Source organism: Streptomyces axinellae, from assembly GCF_039532135.1.
GTDB classification, from domain to species: Bacteria; Actinomycetota; Actinomycetes; order Streptomycetales; family Streptomycetaceae; genus Streptomyces; species Streptomyces axinellae.
In genome coordinates, this window is the sequence record NZ_BAAARJ010000014.1 from 182,324 (window position 1) to 200,421 (window position 18,098).

Genomic DNA, 18,098 nt, shown 5'->3' on the forward strand with positions numbered 1-18,098 from the left:
CCGGCTATCGTTGTGCGGTATGCCTCCGCCCGGGTGACGGGCGGAGGGCGAATCACCTCTCATCCAGGACCCGGAGAGAACATGCCTCCCAAGAAGAAGAAGGTCGCGGGGCTGATCAAGCTCCAGATCCAGGCCGGTGCCGCCAACCCGGCGCCGCCCGTCGGCCCGGCGCTGGGTCAGCACGGCGTCAACATCATGGAGTTCTGCAAGGCGTACAACGCCGCGACCGAGTCGCAGCGTGGCTGGGTGATCCCGGTGGAGATCACGGTCTACGAGGACCGTTCCTTCACCTTCATCACCAAGACGCCGCCGGCCTCGAAGATGATCCTCAAGGCCGCCGGTATCGAGAAGGGCTCCGGCGTTCCGCACACCAACAAGGTCGCCAAGCTCACCCGCGACCAGGTGCGTGAGATCGCCACCACCAAGATGCCCGACCTCAACGCCAACGACATGGACGCCGCCGAGAAGATCATCGCCGGCACCGCCCGTTCCATGGGCGTCACCGTCGAGGGCTGACCGAACCCGGTCCGCGGCACCCGTCCCGTATTGCCGTGGCAGGGCCAAGCGCTGGCCCGTACCACGACTCCAACTGTCAGGAGATGCAGTGAAGCGCAGCAAGACTCTCCGCGAAGCGGACGCGAAGATCGACAAGACGCGTCAGTACGCGCCTTTGGAGGCCGTCCGCCTCGCCAAGGAGACCGCCACGAAGAAGTTCGACGCGACCGTCGAGGTCGCCCTGCGTCTGGGCGTTGACCCGCGCAAGGCCGACCAGATGGTCCGCGGCACCGTCAACCTCCCGCACGGAACCGGTAAGACCGCCCGGGTCCTGGTCTTCGCGACCGGTGACCGTGCTGCGGCTGCGGAGGCCGCCGGCGCCGACATCGTCGGCTCCGACGAACTGATCGAGGAGGTCGCCGGTGGCCGTCTCGACTTCGACGCCGTCGTCGCGACCCCGGACCTCATGGGCAAGGTCGGCCGCTTGGGCCGCGTGCTCGGTCCGCGTGGTCTGATGCCGAACCCGAAGACCGGCACCGTCACCCCGGATGTCACCAAGGCTGTCACGGACATCAAGGGCGGCAAGATCGAGTTCCGCGTCGACAAGCACGCCAACCTGCACTTCATCATCGGCAAGGCGTCCTTCGACGAGAAGCAGCTCGTCGAGAACTACGGCGCGGCCCTTGAGGAGATCAACAGGCTGAAGCCCGCGGCGGCGAAGGGCCGGTACATCAAGAAGGCCACCTTCACCACCACGATGGGCCCGGGTATCCCGGTGGACGGCAACCGCACCCGCAACCTCCTCACCGAGGAGGACCCGGCGGCGGTCTGAGACCGGGCCGATCCGTCGGCCGGCCGTTACGGCAACAGGGCCGGTGCCCGCTCCTGAAGGGGAGCGGGCACCGGCCCTCGCCGTTGGCGCCGGACGCAGTCCGGGGATCGCGCGCTGCCGGTGGACACGCGACAGGTGAACGCGCGGTCCGGGGGCCGGTGGAACCTCGTCCACCGGGTCGTTCGTCTTGGACGTTGCGTAAGCTGCGGTTAAAGAAACCGTGGTGCAGGAGTCCGTTCAAAACCGGGGGGCATTCCCATGCAGAAGACACGAATAGCAGCGGCGGCAGCGGGTGTTGTGCTGATGGCGGGACTCACCGCCTGTGGCGGCAGCGACAGCGGGGGAGACGGCGGCAGCGACAACGGGGGACAGAAGGCGGGCGGCTCCCCGATCCAGGGCACCCTCGCGGCGCTGCGCAAGGCGTCCACGACGACCGAGAAGCAGCAGTCCGCGAAGGTGGACGGCGTTCAGAAGCAGACCACCCCCCAGGGCGAGATGAACTCCGACCTCAAGGGCGTCATGGACTGGTCGGAGGGCGGGGTCACCGGAGACATCGAGGTCACCCAGTCCGGCAGCGCGACCAAGGGCTCCCCGATGGGCAACAAGCCCATGACGGTGCGCTACGCCAAGGACGCCATGTACGTGAACATGGGGGATGATTTCGCCTCCACCGCGGGCAAGGGCAAGCACTGGATCAAGTACGACTACGACGTGCTCGCCGAGAAGGCGGGGGCCTCCGGCGCGTTCATGAAGGACCAGCTCCAGAACAACAACCCCGCGCGCTCAGTCCAGCTGCTGGTGGCCAGCAAGCAGGTCAAGCAGGTCGGCAGCGAGCAGGTGCGCGGCAAGAAGGCCACCCACTACTCCGGCACCCTCAAGGTCTCCGAACTGGCCGAGATGCAGTCCAAGGACCTGAGCGAGAAGGACCTTCAGCAGCTTCAGCAGCAGCTGGAGCAGACGGGCATGACCACCGAGAAGATCGACCTGTGGATCGACGACCAGAACCTGCTGGTCAAGAAGCGGGAGACGGCCAAGAGCACCAAGGGCCAAGGCGACCTGGACTCCACGGTCTACTACTCGGACTACGGCACCGAGGTCGATGTCCAGGACCCCTCCGCCGACGACGCCGTGGACTTCACAGAGCTGACCGGCGGCCAGAGCTGACCCGCTTGGGCAGCTGTCCCGCGGAGCCGCGTCGTTCCCGGAACCGACGGCCCCTGGGCGGATTTGCCGCTCAAGGGGCCGTTCGCGTAGTCTCAACGAGAAGCCAAAGACCGCTGGTCGTCGTCGTGCGCATACGTGGCGCACGGTGACCGAAGGATCCGCCTCACCGCGGACGGCCCGCGCAGGTGATTGAGGAAGAACTCCCCCGGTGCTCAACGCACTTGGGTCGAGCCGACGCCCCATGCGCCTGCGCTGGGGCGTTTGTTGTGTTCAGCCCCTTCCGAGCGGTCCTCATCACCCGGAAGGAGGCCGAGGCTCATGGCAAGGGATCAGGTCGCACCCGACAAGATCGACGCCGTTGGTGAGATTACGGACAAGTTCCGCAACTCCAGCGCCGCCGTGGTCACCGCGTACACCGGGCTGTCCGTGGCCCAGCTCAAGGAGCTGCGCCGCTCGCTCGGTGAGAACGCTCAGTACCGTGTGGTGAAGAACACGCTGACCAAGATCGCGGCCAACGAGGCCGGGATCAACGAGCTGGACGAGTTCCTCACGGGCTCTTCGGCTGTCGCCTTCGTGACCGGTGACCCGGTCGAGGCGGCGAAGGGTCTTCGTGACTTCGCCAAGGACAACCCCGCCCTCGTGATCAAGGGCGGCATCGTCGATGGCGCGCTGTACGGCGCCGACGACCTCAAGAAGCTCGCGGATCTCGAATCCCGCGAGGTGCTGCTCGCCAAGCTGGCCGGTGGCATGAAGGCGTCCATGGCCAAGGCCGCGGCGACCTTCCAGGCCCCGCTCACGAAGTTCGTCCGCACAGCGGACGCGCTTCGCAGCAAGGTCGAAGAGCAGGGCGGTGCCGACACTCCGGCTCCCGCCGAGGCCGAGTCCGAGTAACTCTCCGCACTCGGTCGCAGCGGGCCCGTAAGCCCGCCGACATATTGATCCGGCACCAGCCGACTTATTGGAAGGACCAGCACCATGGCGAAGCTCAGCCAGGATGACCTGCTTGCCCAGTTCGAGGAGATGACCCTCATCGAGCTGTCCGACTTCGTGAAGAAGTTCGAGGAGAAGTTCGACGTCGAGGCCGCCGCCCCGGCCGCCGTCGTCGCCGCCGCCCCGGGTGCCCCCGGTGCCGCCGCCGAGGCCGTCGAGGAGCAGGACGAGTTCGACGTCATCCTCACCGGCGCCGGCGACAAGAAGATCCAGGTCATCAAGGTCGTGCGTGAGCTGACCTCGCTGGGTCTGAAGGAGGCCAAGGAGCTCGTGGACGGCACCCCGAAGCCGGTCCTCGAGAAGGTCGCCAAGGACGCCGCCGAGAAGGCCAAGGAGTCCCTTGAGGGCGCCGGCGCCTCGGTCGAGGTCAAGTGAACCTGGCTCACCGAGTCATCGGCCCACTGACTCCCTGAGTCATCGGGTCACGCGTTCCTACCCCGCGCGGGTGGGGACAGCAGCGAAGGGCGATCACCCACACGGGTGGTCGCCCTTTGGCGTGGCTGTGACGCTTGCGCCGTCCGCACGCACTGGCGGGTATGGTGATCTTCGTTGCCTCTGGGGGCCTTGACGAACGGCACGCAGCGCGCAATTCTCGGGACGCGTCGTCACATCGATCCTGGATCCGAGGCATGGATCGAGGGCGAAGCGGGAAGTGTTGCGGCAGGCGAGAAGTGCCGCAGTCGAGCACGGTCCGCCCCGGCGTATCGAGGCCGCTGGGACGGTGGCGGAAACGAGAAGAACAACCGCAGGAGGTGGAGACCGGGGCGTGAGCCGGTTTCCTGAAATCCGCTCTGGACATCAGTGGGCCTTGTGGCTACACTGACCCTTTGCGCTGCCTTTTAGCTGCCCCCTGCCCGTCACCAGGGGCACCGGTATGCGTGTAGAGAGTCCGAGCCCTCGGAAGGACCCCCTCTTGGCCGCCTCGCGCACCGCCTCGACTGCCAATTCGAACACCGGCGCCAGCACTGCCCCGCTGCGTATCTCTTTTGCGAAGATCAAGGAGCCGCTTGAGGTTCCGAACCTTCTCGCGCTCCAGACCGAGAGCTTTGACTGGCTGCTCGGCAACGACGCCTGGAAGGGTCGCGTCGAGGCTGCGCTGGACAGCGGACAGGACGTCCCCACCAAGTCCGGTCTGGAAGAGATCTTCGAGGAGATCTCCCCGATCGAGGACTTCTCCGGGTCGATGTCGCTGACCTTCCGCGACCACCGCTTCGAGCCCCCCAAGAACTCCATCGACGAGTGCAAGGAACGCGACTTCACGTACGCGGCTCCGCTCTTCGTCACCGCTGAATTCACCAACAACGAGACCGGCGAGATCAAGTCCCAGACGGTCTTCATGGGCGACTTCCCGCTCATGACCAACAAGGGCACCTTCGTGATCAACGGCACCGAGCGTGTCGTCGTCACACAGCTCGTGCGCTCGCCGGGTGCCTACTTCGACAGCTCCATCGACAAGACGTCCGACAAGGACATCTACTCCGCCAAGATCATCCCGTCCCGGGGTGCCTGGCTGGAGATGGAGGTCGACAAGCGCGACATGGTCGGCGTGCGTATCGACCGCAAGCGCAAGCAGTCGGTGACCGTCCTGCTCAAGGCGCTCGGCTGGACGACCGAGCAGATCCTTGAGGAGTTCGGCCAGTACGAGTCCATGCGCGCCACCCTGGAGAAGGACCACACCCAGGGTCAGGACGACGCGCTGCTGGACATCTACCGCAAGCTGCGCCCGGGCGAGCCCCCGACCCGGGAGGCCGCGCAGACGCTGCTGGAGAACCTCTACTTCAACCCGAAGCGCTACGACCTGGCCAAGGTCGGCCGGTACAAGATCAACAAGAAGCTCGGCGGCCACGAGCCGCTGGACTCCGGCGTGCTGACCACCGCGGACATCATCGCCACGATCAAGTACCTGGTGAAGCTGCACGCGGGTGAGACCGAGTCCACCTCCGCCGAGGGCGACGAGATCGTCATCGAGACCGATGACATCGACCACTTCGGCAACCGCCGTCTGCGCAACGTCGGCGAGCTGATCCAAAACCAGGTCCGTACCGGTCTCGCCCGTATGGAGCGTGTCGTCCGTGAGCGGATGACCACGCAGGACGTCGAGGCGATCACGCCGCAGACGCTGATCAACATCCGGCCGGTCGTCGCCTCCATCAAGGAGTTCTTCGGCACCAGCCAGCTGTCCCAGTTCATGGACCAGACGAACCCGATCTCGGGTCTCACCCACAAGCGGCGTCTGAACTCGCTGGGTCCGGGTGGTCTGAGCCGTGAGCGGGCCGGCTTCGAGGTCCGTGACGTGCACCCCTCGCACTACGGGCGCATGTGTCCGATCGAGACGCCGGAAGGCCCGAACATCGGTCTGATCGGCTCGCTCGCCTCCTACGGCCGGCTGAACGCGTTCGGCTTCGTCGAGACCCCGTACCGCAAGGTCTCCGGGGGCGTCGTCACCGACGAGGTGAACTACCTCACGGCCGACGAGGAGGACCGCTTCGTCATCGCCCAGGCGAACGCGCCGCTCACCGAGGAGATGCGCTTCGCCGAGGACCGGGTGCTCGTCCGCCGCCGTGGCGGCGAGGTGGACCTGATCCCCGGTGACGACGTGGACTACATGGACGTCTCGCCGCGCCAGATGGTGTCGGTCGCGACCGCCATGATCCCGTTCCTGGAGCACGACGACGCCAACCGCGCGCTGATGGGCTCGAACATGATGCGGCAGGCCGTGCCGCTCATCAAGGCCGAGGCGCCGCTGGTCGGTACCGGCATGGAGTACCGCTGCGCGGTCGATGCCGGCGATGTGATCAAGGCCGAGAAGGACGGTGTCGTCCAGGAGGTCTCCGCCGACTACGTCACGGTGGCCAACGACGACGGTACGTACAACACCTACCGCGTCGCCAAGTTCACCCGCTCCAACCAGGGCACCTCCTTCAACCAGAAGGTGCTCGTGGACGAGGGCGCCCGGGTCGTGGAGAACCAGGTGCTGGCCGACGGCCCGTCCACCGACGAAGGGGAGATGGCGCTCGGCAAGAACCTGCTCGTGGCGTTCATGCCGTGGGAGGGCTACAACTACGAGGACGCGATCATCCTCAGCCAGCGTCTGGTGCAGGACGATGTCCTCTCCTCGATCCACATCGAGGAGCACGAGGTCGATGCCCGTGACACCAAGCTCGGCCCGGAGGAGATCACCCGGGACATCCCGAACGTCTCCGAGGAGGTCCTCGCCGACCTCGACGAGCGCGGCATCATCCGCATCGGTGCCGAGGTCGAGGCGGGCGACATCCTCGTCGGCAAGGTCACCCCGAAGGGTGAGACCGAGCTGACCCCCGAGGAGCGGCTGCTGCGCGCGATCTTCGGTGAGAAGGCGCGCGAGGTCCGTGACACCTCGCTGAAGGTGCCGCACGGCGAGACCGGCAAGGTCATCGGCGTCCGCGTCTTCGACCGCGAGGAGGGCGACGAGCTTCCCCCGGGCGTCAACCAGCTCGTGCGGGTCTACGTCGCGCAGAAGCGCAAGATCACCGACGGCGACAAGCTCGCGGGCCGGCACGGCAACAAGGGCGTCATCTCCAAGATCCTGCCGGTCGAGGACATGCCGTTCATGGAGGACGGCACCCCGGTCGACATCATCCTGAACCCGCTGGGCGTCCCCTCCCGGATGAACCCGGGCCAGGTCCTGGAGATCCACCTCGGCTGGCTGGCCTCCCAGGGCTGGAAGGTCGAGGGCTCCGAGGAGTGGCAGCAGCGGCTCGCGGAGATCGGCGCCGACGAGGTCGCGCCCGGGACCAATGTCGCCACGCCCGTCTTCGACGGTGCCCGTGAGGACGAGATCTCGGGTCTGTTCGAGTCCACGGTGCCCAACCGCGACGGTGAGCGGATGGTGCAGCCCTCCGGCAAGGCGCAGCTGTTCGACGGCCGTTCCGGGGAGCCGTTCCCGGCCCCCATCTCGGTCGGCTACATGTACATCCTCAAGCTCCACCACCTGGTCGACGACAAGCTGCACGCGCGTTCGACCGGTCCGTACTCGATGATCACCCAGCAGCCGCTGGGTGGTAAGGCCCAGTTCGGTGGCCAGCGCTTCGGCGAGATGGAGGTGTGGGCGCTGGAGGCGTACGGCGCCGCCTACGCCCTCCAGGAGCTGCTCACCATCAAGTCCGACGACGTCACCGGCCGCGTGAAGGTCTACGAGGCCATCGTCAAGGGCGAGAACATCCCCGAGCCCGGCATCCCCGAGTCCTTCAAGGTGCTCATCAAGGAGATGCAGTCGCTCTGCCTCAATGTCGAGGTGCTGTCCTCGGACGGCATGTCGATCGAGATGCGTGACACCGACGAGGACGTCTTCCGCGCGGCGGAGGAGCTCGGCATCGACCTGTCCAGGCGCGAGCCGAGCAGCGTCGAAGAGGTCTGACGGGGTTGCCGGGAGCCGCGGAACCGCGGCTCCCGGCCCTCCCGCGACCCCGTTCAGACCCCATTGACACACAACCCTGAGAGGGATTGACGAGAGTGCTCGACGTCAACTTCTTCGACGAACTGCGAATCGGCCTTGCCACCGCTGACGACATCCGCCAGTGGTCGCACGGCGAGGTCAAGAAGCCGGAGACCATCAACTACCGCACCCTCAAGCCCGAAAAGGACGGACTCTTCTGCGAGAAGATCTTCGGTCCGACCCGGGACTGGGAGTGCTACTGCGGCAAGTACAAGCGCGTCCGCTTCAAGGGCATCATCTGTGAGCGCTGTGGCGTCGAGGTCACCCGCGCCAAGGTGCGCCGTGAGCGGATGGGCCACATCGAGCTTGCCGCGCCCGTCACCCACATCTGGTACTTCAAGGGCGTTCCCTCCCGGCTGGGCTACCTGCTGGACCTCGCCCCGAAGGACCTGGAGAAGGTCATCTACTTCGCGGCGTACATGATCACGTACGTCGACGAGGAGCGCCGCACCCGCGACCTGCCCTCCCTGGAGGCGCACGTCGGCGTGGAGCGCCAGCAGATCGAGCAGCGCCGCGACGCCGACCTCGAAGCCCGCGCCAAGAAGCAGGAGAGCGACCTGGCCGAGCTGGAGGCCGAGGGCGCCAAGGCGGACGTGCGCCGCAAGGTGCGCGAGGGCGCCGAGCGCGAGATGAAGCAGCTGCGCGACCGCGCCCAGCGCGAGATCGACCGCCTGGATGAGGTGTGGAGCCGCTTCAAGAACCTCAAGGTCCAGGACCTGGAGGGCGACGAGCTGCTCTACCGCGAGCTGCGCGACCGCTTCGGCACCTACTTCGACGGCTCCATGGGCGCCGCTGCTCTCCAGAAGCGCCTGGAGACCTTCGACCTGGACGAGGAGGCCGAGCGGCTCCGCGAGGTCATCCGCACCGGCAAGGGCCAGAAGAAGACCCGCGCGCTCAAGCGCCTCAAGGTCGTCTCGGCGTTCCTGCAGACCAGCAACAGCCCCAAGGGCATGGTGCTGGACTGCGTGCCGGTCATCCCGCCGGACCTGCGTCCGATGGTGCAGCTGGACGGTGGCCGCTTCGCGACCTCCGACCTGAACGACCTGTACCGCCGCGTCATCAACCGGAACAACCGTCTGAAGCGGCTGCTCGACCTCGGCGCGCCCGAGATCATCGTCAACAACGAGAAGCGGATGCTCCAGGAGGCCGTTGACGCGCTGTTCGACAACGGCCGCCGCGGCCGTCCGGTCACCGGTCCTGGTAACCGTCCGCTGAAGTCGCTGTCCGACATGCTCAAGGGCAAGCAGGGCCGGTTCCGGCAGAACCTGCTGGGCAAGCGGGTGGACTACTCGGCCCGTTCCGTCATCGTCGTCGGCCCGCAGCTCAAGCTGCACCAGTGCGGTCTGCCGAAGGCCATGGCGCTGGAGCTGTTCAAGCCGTTCGTGATGAAGCGCCTGGTGGACCTGAACCACGCGCAGAACATCAAGTCGGCCAAGCGCATGGTCGAGCGCGGTCGCACCGTGGTCTACGACGTCCTCGAAGAGGTCATCGCCGAGCACCCGGTGCTGCTCAACCGTGCGCCGACCCTGCACCGCCTCGGCATCCAGGCGTTCGAGCCGCAGCTGGTCGAGGGCAAGGCCATTCAGATCCACCCGCTCGTGTGCACCGCGTTCAACGCGGACTTCGACGGTGACCAGATGGCCGTGCACCTGCCGCTGTCCGCCGAGGCGCAGGCCGAGGCCCGCATCCTGATGCTGTCCTCGAACAACATCCTCAAGCCCGCCGACGGCCGTCCCGTGACGATGCCGACGCAGGACATGGTGCTCGGGCTGTTCTTCCTCACCACCGACGAGGAGCAGCGCGAGACGTTCGGCGACGGGCGCTCGTTCAACTCCACCGCGGAAGCGATCATGGCGTTCGACGCCGGGGAGCTGTCGCTCCAGGCGATGATCGACATCCGCTTCCCGGCCGGCACCACCCCGCCCCTGGGCTGGACGCCGCCGGTGCCGGAGGAGGGCGAGCCGGAGTGGCAGCCGGGCGACGGCTTCCGGCTGCACACCTCGCTGGGCCGTGCGCTCTTCAACGAGCTGCTGCCCGAGGAGTACCCGTACGTCGAGTACACCGTGGGCAAGAAGCAGCTCTCCCAGATCGTCAACGACCTGGCCGAGCGCTACCCCAAGGTCGTCGTCGCGGCGGCGCTGGACAACCTGAAGTCGGCCGGTTACTTCTGGGCGACCCGTTCGGGTGTGACCATCGCGATCTCCGACGTCATCGTCCCCGACTCCAAGCCGGAGATCATCGCCGGTTACGAGGCGCAGGACGAGAAGGTCCAGAAGCAGTACGAGCGCGGTCTGATCACCAAGGACGAGCGCACGCAGGAACTGATCAACATCTGGACCAAGGCGACCAACGAGGTCTCCGAGGCGATGAACGCCAACTTCCCGAAGACGAACCCGATCTTCATGATGGTGGACTCGGGCGCCCGAGGGAACATGATGCAGATGCGTCAGATCGCCGGTATGCGCGGTCTGGTGTCGAACGCGAAGAACGAGACCATCCCGCGGCCCATCAAGGCGTCGTTCCGTGAGGGTCTCTCCGTGCTGGAGTACTTCATCGCCACGCACGGTGCCCGTAAGGGTCTCGCGGACACCGCCCTGCGTACCGCGGACTCGGGTTACCTCACCCGTCGTCTGGTGGACGTCTCCCAGGACGTGATCATCCGCGAGGAGGACTGCGGCACCGACCGCGGCCTCAAGCTGTCGATCGCGACCAAGGGCGCCGACGGTGTGCTGCGCAAGGACGAGGACGTCGAGACCAGCGTGTACGCGCGCTGCCTCGCCGAGGACATCGTCGTGGACGGCAAGGTGCTGGCCCCGGCCGGCACCGACCTGGGCGACGTGCTCATCGACGAACTGGTCCGGCACGGCGTCGAGACCGTCAAGACCCGCTCGATCCTCACCTGCGAGTCGCAGGTCGGCACCTGCGCCATGTGCTACGGGCGCTCGCTGGCCACCGGCAAGCTGGTGGACATCGGCGAGGCCGTCGGCATCATCGCGGCCCAGTCCATCGGTGAGCCCGGCACCCAGCTGACGATGCGTACCTTCCACACCGGTGGTGTGGCGGGTGACGACATCACGCAGGGTCTGCCGCGTGTGGTCGAGCTGTTCGAGGCCCGTACGCCCAAGGGCGTGGCGCCGATCTCGGAGTCGGCCGGCCGGGTCCGTATCGAGGAGACGGAGAAGACCAAGAAGGTCATCGTCACCCCGGACGACGGCTCGGACGAGACCTCCTACAGCGTCTCCAAGCGCGCCCGTCTGCTGGTCAAGGAGGGCGACCACGTCGCCGTCGGCCAGCGGCTCACGATGGGTACGGAGAACCCGCACGACGTGCTCCGCATCCTCGGCCAGCGCGCCGTCCAGGTGCACCTGGTGGGCGAGGTCCAGAAGGTCTACAACTCGCAGGGCGTGTCGATCCACGACAAGCACATCGAGATCATCATCCGGCAGATGCTGCGCCGCGTGACGATCATCGAGTCCGGCGACGCGGAGCTGCTGCCGGGCGAGCTGGTGGAGCGGACCAAGTTCGAGGGCGAGAACCGGCGCGTGGTGCAGGAAGGCGGCCACCCGGCCTCCGGACGCCCGCAGCTCATGGGTATCACCAAGGCGTCGCTGGCCACCGAGTCGTGGCTGTCGGCGGCGTCCTTCCAGGAGACGACCAGGGTCCTGACCGACGCGGCGATCAACGCCAAGTCGGACTCCCTGATCGGCCTCAAGGAGAACGTCATCATCGGTAAGCTCATCCCGGCCGGTACGGGCCTGTCCCGCTACCGCAACATCCGGGTCGAGCCGACCGAGGAGGCCAAGGCCGCGATGTACTCGGCCGTCGGATACGACGACATCGACTACTCGCCCTTCGGCACGGGCTCCGGCCAGGCGGTCCCGCTGGAGGACTACGACTACGGTCCGTACAACGCCTGATCCTGACGAGGACCGGGCCGGTACGCCGGACCCGGGCAGGAACTGAGGCAGAACGCCGAAGGGCGGTCACCCCACGCGGGTGGCCGCCCTTCGGCGTGGCACGCGAGGCCCGTGACCAGGCCCGTCCCCTGCCCGGAGGCTTTCAGGTCCGGTCCAGGTACGGCTGTAGATGATGCAGCCGGGTGTGCGGGTCCGGGTGGGTGGCAAGCAATCCCGCGAACCCGCCCGCCTGGGACCGGCGTGCTGATCCCGGACGAGAGGTGAAAGCAGCCCGGGGCGCCTTGCCCGCCTCGGTGGGTCCGGTCGTGCTCAGGACCTCGGCGAGCATCGGCGCGAACCCGAGGCCCGCGGCATGCCGGTCGGCCCGCAGCTCGCTTCGTCTTCCGACGGCGGCGAGCAAGTAGGGGACGCCCAGCAGCAGGAGGGGCAGCCCGTGCAGGGAGCGGAGGGCGACAGTCGCCAGCGCGCACAAGGCGGCCAGGAACAGAAGGGCGCCCGCCACGGAAGAGAGGGAGCACCGGAGGGCCGGCTTCAGCGCGCGCCGGAGGAGAGTCGCCGTCACCCGCCCCGGCAGCGAGTACCAGTACCCCAGAAGTGAGGCCCATGAGTGTCCGCCGACATGATGGCCCAGCTCGTGGGCCAGCACGGCGGCCAGGTGGCCCGAGGGGATGCTCTCTGTCGCGTACCGGGTGACCCCTACTATGTGGCCCGCTGCCGCCATGGCGTTCAGCTCGTCGCTCTCCTCGATCCACAGGACGTATCCGTGCTCGTCCACGCCGGCGCGTGCGGTGACCTCGCGCCAGACGGGCTCCAGCCGCTGTCTCTCCTCGTTCGTAGGACGGCGCAGGTGGAGGAAGCGCCGGGCGATGACGGACTCGGTTGGCTTATGGAACACGAGCACCCCGCTCAGCAGCCACCCTCCGACAACGAAGGGCTCCAGACCCTCGAAAAGTAACGAGACGAGGAAAACCACCACGAGGCTGAATACCGCGTGCGGCAAGTGGAGCAGAAGACTGCCCCAGGCAGTGACGTCAGCGCCTCGATGATGTGCCGAGAGATGGATCCGCCGCCGCTCGAACGTCATCTCGTGCGGGTGGTGGGAGTCGGCGTCCGCCTGGGCCGGGGGCTGGTACGGGCTGTCTTGCTGGGGCGTCATGATCATGCTCCTGGCGGGAGGAAAGGGTGGGGGTGTCAGTCCGCGACCATCGCGAGACACAGCAGGAGCGTTCCGGCCCAGAAGCTGCCCAGGCCGACCCGGATCCAGCGGTGCTTGTCGCGGACAATGCGGCTGGTCGCCGTGAGTGCCTGAGCGAGGCTGTCGAGGGCTGCTTCCTCGGTGTCCCGCAGGGCGCTGTCGAGAAGTCCACGAGCAGCGGCGCGGTGCACATCGCCGAAGTAGGTGAGGGGCATCCCAGGTGCCCAGCCACTGTGGCGGTATCGCGGGAAGACCGCCATGAGCAGGGCGAAGAGCGCTGCCGCCAACGCGCAGGCTCCGGTCCACCAGACGAGGGTCGCGGTGGCGGGAAGTTGGGAGGGCGCCCAACCGCGACCCGTGAGCACACCGGCCACCGCCCCGACCGTCATGCTCAGGGCTCCGAGCAGAACGGATGCCTTGCTGTCCGCTCTGGTGATCTCGCCGCGGATGTCCTGGAGCAGGCGGTCCGCCACGGGACGGAGGTCCTGTCCGGGACGAGGATCCCTCGCTCCACTTCCCCGCATGGCAGGCGGGCGTCCGCTCATGCGCCATCCCCGCCGGTAGCCGGCCCGTCGTCGGCGCCCGGACTCCTCTCGGCGGCGAAGGCCGGTGGCGGGGACCACCGGGGAGGGGGCGCACCATGGGGGAGAGGCGGTATGTCCGGTGCGTCGGGGGTTCGGGTAGGGAGAGTGCGGGCCTCCGCTGGAGAATCCTCGGCCGCGATATCGGCCTTGCGTGAAGGCGTCCGGTCCGGCGCACCCGGCAGAAAGGGTGCCGGCCGTCCCCCGCTGTCGGCAGCCGGTGACGGGGTTTCCCCCGGCATGGTCATGATCTGGCCCTCGGCCTGTAGCGCCTTCACTGTGTGCAGCATCGCCAGCTGGAGCCCTTCGAGCTCGTGTGCCTCCGCACGGTCGCTGCCGAGCACTTCCTTGGCGACATCGACCTGGGAGCGCAGGTACCGGAGCTGGTCCTGTCGCAGGTGCTCCATCACCAGCCGCGAGTCCTCGGGGTGCTCAGCGAGGTGCAGTGCCCATGCCGCGGCGCCGTTCTTTTCCAAATAGTGCTGATAGAACTCGATCTTCGCGACTTCGGACTCCTGGAGTTCCGCTCCTTGGCGGCTGGTCAGCAGCGCGCGTTCGTGGTCCCACTGGAGCTGCCGCATGGCCAGTTCATGCTGCTGCTGTCCGTACAGCAGTGTCCGTTCGGCCTGGAGCTGGTCCTGGTGGCGCGCCCGTGCGTCCTGCGCCGTGTCAGCCGGCAGGCCGCTTCGGGCTGCTTGGAGGGACTCGACTCCGGTGTGCTCGATCGCCTGGAGACGCTGCTGGTGCGTGATGTTCGCCTCGTCCCGGCGCAGCCGTACGGTCCAGCGCACGCTCAACCCCGCCGCGGAACCCAAGGGAATGCCTGAGGCCAGCTCGTGGAGCAGGGACTGTTCCGCCCGCGCGCTCTCTTGGATGGGGAAGCCGCGCAGCACGGGGCGGACCCGCTGCTGCAAGTCGCCGAGCAGCAGGTTCGGCACATCCCGGTGACCGCTTTCCACGAACAGCGCGGGATCGTGGACCTGCCAGCGCAGCTCAATGTCGGCGCCGAACTCAAGGGCGTCGTTGTCGCTCGGAAAGCGCAGGCCGGCCCGTACGGGATGCACACCGACGTCGACCGCGTAGACGGCGACATACCGCTTGCCTGCCAACTGCGGACGTCGGGGTGGGAGGTAGGTGTCGTAGGTGTGCTTGCGTGTGACGCACACATGAGCGTTGTCGACTTGGAGAGGCGGCCTGCGGCCCAGGTTCTCGAACCGTGAGAGCTGTCGCACGGTCAGCACCGGATCGGCCAGCTCCGAGTGGCGGCCGGCAGGCCATGGCCACTCGGGAGGATCGTGCAGGGTGTCCATATTCCTGTCCTGTCAGCTGGGGATCGTGCCTGTCAGCTAGGTGTGATAGTGGTGAGCAGGCGCCTGGCCACAGGCGGAGGGGGCCCGCCGCCTTCGGCTCGCATGGTGCGCAGCAGATGGCTCAGCCGGGCCCGCTCCTTGTCGGTGACGGCGAGGGCGGGCAGCAGCGCGCTCAGCGCCCACTCCGTGTCGGCGTTCCGGTCGGCGCGGCGCACCCAGTCGGCGAAGGTTTCCAGCGCCGACCTGGTGTGGTCCCGGTCGCCGAGTGCGGCGCGCCACAGCGCGGCGATGGCCCGGGTCTCCCGGTGCGCCTCCTGGTTCGGGCCGCTTCTTCCCCAGGCGGTCTCCTTCACCAGGGCGCGGCCGTAGCGATCCAGGAGTATGGGCAGCCCACCGCCGGAACCACTGTCGTCGCCGTCGCTCCACCGGCACGCGGTGAGGAAGGCTCGCAGCGCCAGCTCCTGCGCCGTCCGTTCTTCCTCCAGCGCGCGCACCAGGTGGGCGTAGACGGTCGTGCCGGCGTCGGCGACCAGTAACAGCGCGGCCGAGGAAGCGGCCTCCGCCAGCTCCTCCTCGTCGACGTCCTCAGGATGGACCACCGCGGCGCGCAGTGCGGTAAGGGCTTCCTCCGGGCGTTCCTCGCCCAGCAGCGCATAGGCGCGGATAGCCGTCCAGCGCAGGTGCTTCTGCTCGCTGTCGCACCAGCTGCGCACCACTTGCGGCATGTGCGGGGCGCCCATCGCGTGAGCCAGGGCCACGGTGTTGACCGCGGTGACGCGGCGGTGGGCCTGGGCGGATCCGGCCCACCCCTGGACGAGCAGCCCGATGGCGGAGGGCAGATCCCTGGCGGTCAGGACGGCGGCAGTGGCGGCGGCCCGGGTACGGACCAAGGGCCTGCCGTCGTCGGCCAGCTTCCGGAGCCAGTCCAGCAACGCAGGGCGGGCCGAAGGGTGGCCCGTCCATACCTCGCGCATCAGGACCAGCGCCACGCGACCGTCCTTGTAGGCGGCCTTGAACTGCGTCACCGGGCCCCATTCGGTCGCCTCTTCCTCCGTGTAGCGGCGTGCCCGGGCGAGCTGGAGCCGAGTGTCGATGGAGGTGCCGAAGACCGGCACCTGGGGCCGCACATAGGGGTCCTGGGTCTTCTGGAGCTGAGCGAACAGCAGGTCACCCAGCTCGGCCGTGAGCGCGTAGGGGCCTTCGTTGAAGACCGCGAGTGAGACGAGGAACGCCTTGTCGCGCAGGGGGAGCGCAGTGTCGTCGAACCACTCCCGGACCTGCTGTTCCACGGTCTCGACGGAAAACCGTTCCAGTGCCGTCGCGCTGACCTCGCCCCGAGCGTGGCCGGCCAGGAACGCGGCCAGCCCGGCGGCCTCACGCGGTTGGGGACTGTGATCCAGAAAGGCGCCGACCGCTTCCAGCCCGAGCAGTTCCCGGGCCGTCTCCTCGTCGACCGCAGCCCGCAGGTGTCGGGACAGGACAGCGGTGGCCGACGGCGGGTGCCAAGGCGCAGGGGCGATGCCCTCGGCACGCAGCCCCGGACCCGCAGTGATCACCAGATAGCCGCCCGTGGTGGTGAGCTTGTCGCGGACTGCCAGCGCGTGTGACTCGCGCAGCGGCTCGGCATCGTCGCCGGGAAGGTCGCACAGCAGGTGGCCCTGCCCCTCCTGGAGATGCTGGGGCAGTTCGGCCAGATCCAGGTCACGGTCCAGTGCGTGCACGGGTACCGCCTCCAAGTGGCGCAGCATCATCAAAGCCGCCATGCGCCTTCCCGAGGACCGTGGTCCGGTGAGGATCAGGAGCCGTTCGCTGCGCAGCCGTTCGGTCAGCCGCTCGAACTCCTTCTCATCCACGGCGAACAGCCGCTCCAGTGGCTCCAGTTCCTCGGTGGGTATCTGGCCCGAGACCGCCCTGCCGCCGAGGCCGGAGCCGAGATGGTATATCTCCGTTTTGGGGCCCAGGACCACATCACGGCCCACATGCCCACCGCTGACTCCGTACTGCGAGCCGCCGACGAGACTGCCGCCCACGTGTGCCTCGTGACCGAGCATGAAGGCGGGGCTGTGCCGGTAGAGATCCTTACGGGCTTCCCACGCGTTCTGGGCGCGCTCCTCGGTCTGCTCTTCGGCCTCCCGGTTCTCGGCCTCCCCGTTGGCGTCGGACTCCCCGGCCTCTTGGCCGGGGTGCTGCTCGCCGGGGCGCGCACCGTCGCCCCGGGTGCCGGAGGCCGTGTCGGCTCCGGCGCTCACCGACCCGCTCCGGAGTCGGGCAGGGAGGCTGCGGGGTGCACGTCTCCGTGGACGGTGCCGCCCGCGACGCCGTACTGGTTTCCGCCGACGACACTGCCGCCCACGGAGGCGCCCCCGTTGAAGGTGATGCCTCCGGCCGGAGCGGGGGCGGCGGGGGGCGCGACCGGGGTCCGCTCCGGCGCCGGCTCCGCAGTCGGTGACGGGGATTCCGGCCGGTGGCGGGCTTCGGTTTCGGGGGAGTGGGCGGCGCCCAGGGCGCGGTCGGGGAGGGCCGCCGGGCCGTACAGCCAGGCGCTCAGCGTGCCGTTCTTGCTGGCAGGCGCGATGCGATGGAAATCCTCCACCGGGATGCCGGGGTGGCTGTGCCGCACGATGCCGCTGTGCACGGGGTCCGACACACACAATGCGAGATCGTTGTCCCGCTCCCGCAGCGCCGCCCGCAGCTCCTCGCAGTCCAGCAGGCGGGCCGCGTGGTTGAGGTCGGAGCCAACCCAGCCGTCGGCGGCGTCGACCGTCACGTATCCGGTGGCGAGTACCGCGCGCAGTCTGATCTGAGCGCTGCTGGAGGCCATCCGGTTGACGGCGCGCAGGGAAGCGGGGACCTCGTGGAGGAAGACCCGGAGCAGAGAGCGGAGCGAGGCGTTGGCATCGATGAGTTCGATCAGTCCGTCGCCTCTGTCCGCCCGGCGGCGCATGGGTTCGTCCACACCGGCGGCATCCAGAGCGCGGTCCGCGATGTCGTACAGCGTTCGCCGCAGGTAGACCTGTTCGACGTCATCGCGATTGCTGTAGCGCTCGATGTCGAGCAGAAGCAGGGTACGGCTCACGGGCTCGCTCATGTCGGCCTTGGCCTCTCATCGTTGGCGGGATGCGAAGCAGCGTTCCGCACGA

General features: G+C 67.9%; 12 protein-coding genes. 7 read left to right on the top strand and 5 right to left on the bottom strand.

What is annotated here, in order from left to right:
- The first annotated feature begins 81 nt into the window (after positions 1-81).
- The 7 genes from rplK to ABD339_RS21825 all read left to right on the top strand — a co-directional run bounded on the left by rplK (position 82) and on the right by ABD339_RS21825 (position 11,872).
- Complete coding sequence (gene rplK / locus ABD339_RS21795) at positions 82-516, top strand: 50S ribosomal protein L11 (RefSeq protein WP_326688602.1); 435 nt, start codon at positions 82-84, stop codon at positions 514-516.
- Positions 517-604: 88 nt separating this feature from the next.
- On the top strand, positions 605-1,327 hold the full coding sequence (gene rplA, locus ABD339_RS21800; protein ID WP_344568084.1) for a 50S ribosomal protein L1: 723 nt from the start codon (positions 605-607) through the stop codon (positions 1,325-1,327).
- 258 nt (positions 1,328-1,585) lie between these two features.
- Positions 1,586-2,491 (top strand): SCO4651 family lipoprotein, encoded by a 906-nt coding sequence (locus ABD339_RS21805; protein WP_344568085.1) that lies wholly within the window; start codon positions 1,586-1,588, stop codon positions 2,489-2,491.
- A 318-nt stretch (positions 2,492-2,809) separates the two neighbouring features.
- Positions 2,810-3,382: a 50S ribosomal protein L10 gene (rplJ, locus tag ABD339_RS21810; protein ID WP_344568086.1), complete on the top strand. Its 573-nt coding sequence runs from the start codon at positions 2,810-2,812 to the stop codon at positions 3,380-3,382.
- Positions 3,383-3,466: 84 nt separating this feature from the next.
- Positions 3,467-3,856: a 50S ribosomal protein L7/L12 gene (gene rplL / locus ABD339_RS21815; RefSeq protein WP_344568087.1), complete on the top strand. Its 390-nt coding sequence runs from the start codon at positions 3,467-3,469 to the stop codon at positions 3,854-3,856.
- Between the two features lie 538 nt (positions 3,857-4,394).
- Positions 4,395-7,877: a DNA-directed RNA polymerase subunit beta gene (gene rpoB / locus ABD339_RS21820; RefSeq protein ID WP_344568088.1), complete on the top strand. Its 3,483-nt coding sequence runs from the start codon at positions 4,395-4,397 to the stop codon at positions 7,875-7,877.
- Positions 7,878-7,972: 95 nt separating this feature from the next.
- A complete protein-coding gene (locus tag ABD339_RS21825; RefSeq protein WP_344568089.1) occupies positions 7,973-11,872 on the top strand; it encodes a DNA-directed RNA polymerase subunit beta' in 3,900 nt (1,299 codons plus the stop codon).
- A gap of 142 nt (positions 11,873-12,014) precedes the next feature.
- On the opposite strand, the gene ABD339_RS21830 is transcribed toward ABD339_RS21825, so the two are convergent.
- The 5 genes from ABD339_RS21830 to ABD339_RS21850 form a co-directional block, all read right to left on the bottom strand.
- Positions 12,015-13,028 carry a M48 family metalloprotease gene (locus ABD339_RS21830; RefSeq protein ID WP_344568090.1) on the bottom strand — a complete coding sequence of 338 codons (1,014 nt, stop codon included), beginning with the start codon at positions 13,026-13,028 and terminating at the stop codon, positions 12,015-12,017.
- Between the two features lie 35 nt (positions 13,029-13,063).
- Complete coding sequence (locus ABD339_RS21835) at positions 13,064-13,540, bottom strand: Pycsar system effector family protein (protein ID WP_344568091.1); 477 nt, start codon at positions 13,538-13,540, stop codon at positions 13,064-13,066.
- Between the two features lie 68 nt (positions 13,541-13,608).
- Positions 13,609-14,958 (bottom strand): hypothetical protein, encoded by a 1,350-nt coding sequence (locus ABD339_RS21840; RefSeq protein WP_344568092.1) that lies wholly within the window; start codon positions 14,956-14,958, stop codon positions 13,609-13,611.
- A 32-nt stretch (positions 14,959-14,990) separates the two neighbouring features.
- Positions 14,991-17,207 carry a hypothetical protein gene (locus ABD339_RS21845; protein WP_344568093.1) on the bottom strand — a complete coding sequence of 739 codons (2,217 nt, stop codon included), beginning with the start codon at positions 17,205-17,207 and terminating at the stop codon, positions 14,991-14,993.
- Positions 17,204-18,046, bottom strand: coding sequence for a hypothetical protein (locus ABD339_RS21850; protein WP_344568094.1), 843 nt, complete (start codon positions 18,044-18,046; stop codon positions 17,204-17,206). Before ABD339_RS21850 ends, ABD339_RS21845 begins: the two co-directional genes overlap by 4 nt.
- Positions 18,047-18,098: the final 52 nt, after the last annotated feature.

What these genes read in the sequence shown, in the direction of transcription:
- rplK (WP_326688602.1), top strand. Translation starts at nt 82, where the DNA reads ATGCCTCCCAAGAAGAAGAAGGTCGCGGGGCTGATCAAGCTCCAGATC.
- ABD339_RS21805 (WP_344568085.1), top strand. Translation starts at nt 1,586, where the DNA reads ATGCAGAAGACACGAATAGCAGCGGCGGCAGCGGGTGTTGTGCTGATG.
- rplJ (WP_344568086.1), top strand. Translation starts at nt 2,810, where the DNA reads ATGGCAAGGGATCAGGTCGCACCCGACAAGATCGACGCCGTTGGTGAG.
- rplL (WP_344568087.1), top strand. Translation starts at nt 3,467, where the DNA reads ATGGCGAAGCTCAGCCAGGATGACCTGCTTGCCCAGTTCGAGGAGATG.
- ABD339_RS21830 (WP_344568090.1), bottom strand. Translation starts at nt 13,028, where the DNA reads ATGACGCCCCAGCAAGACAGCCCGTACCAGCCCCCGGCCCAGGCGGAC.
- ABD339_RS21840 (WP_344568092.1), bottom strand. Translation starts at nt 14,958, where the DNA reads ATGGACACCCTGCACGATCCTCCCGAGTGGCCATGGCCTGCCGGCCGC.
- ABD339_RS21850 (WP_344568094.1), bottom strand. Translation starts at nt 18,046, where the DNA reads ATGAGCGAGCCCGTGAGCCGTACCCTGCTTCTGCTCGACATCGAGCGC.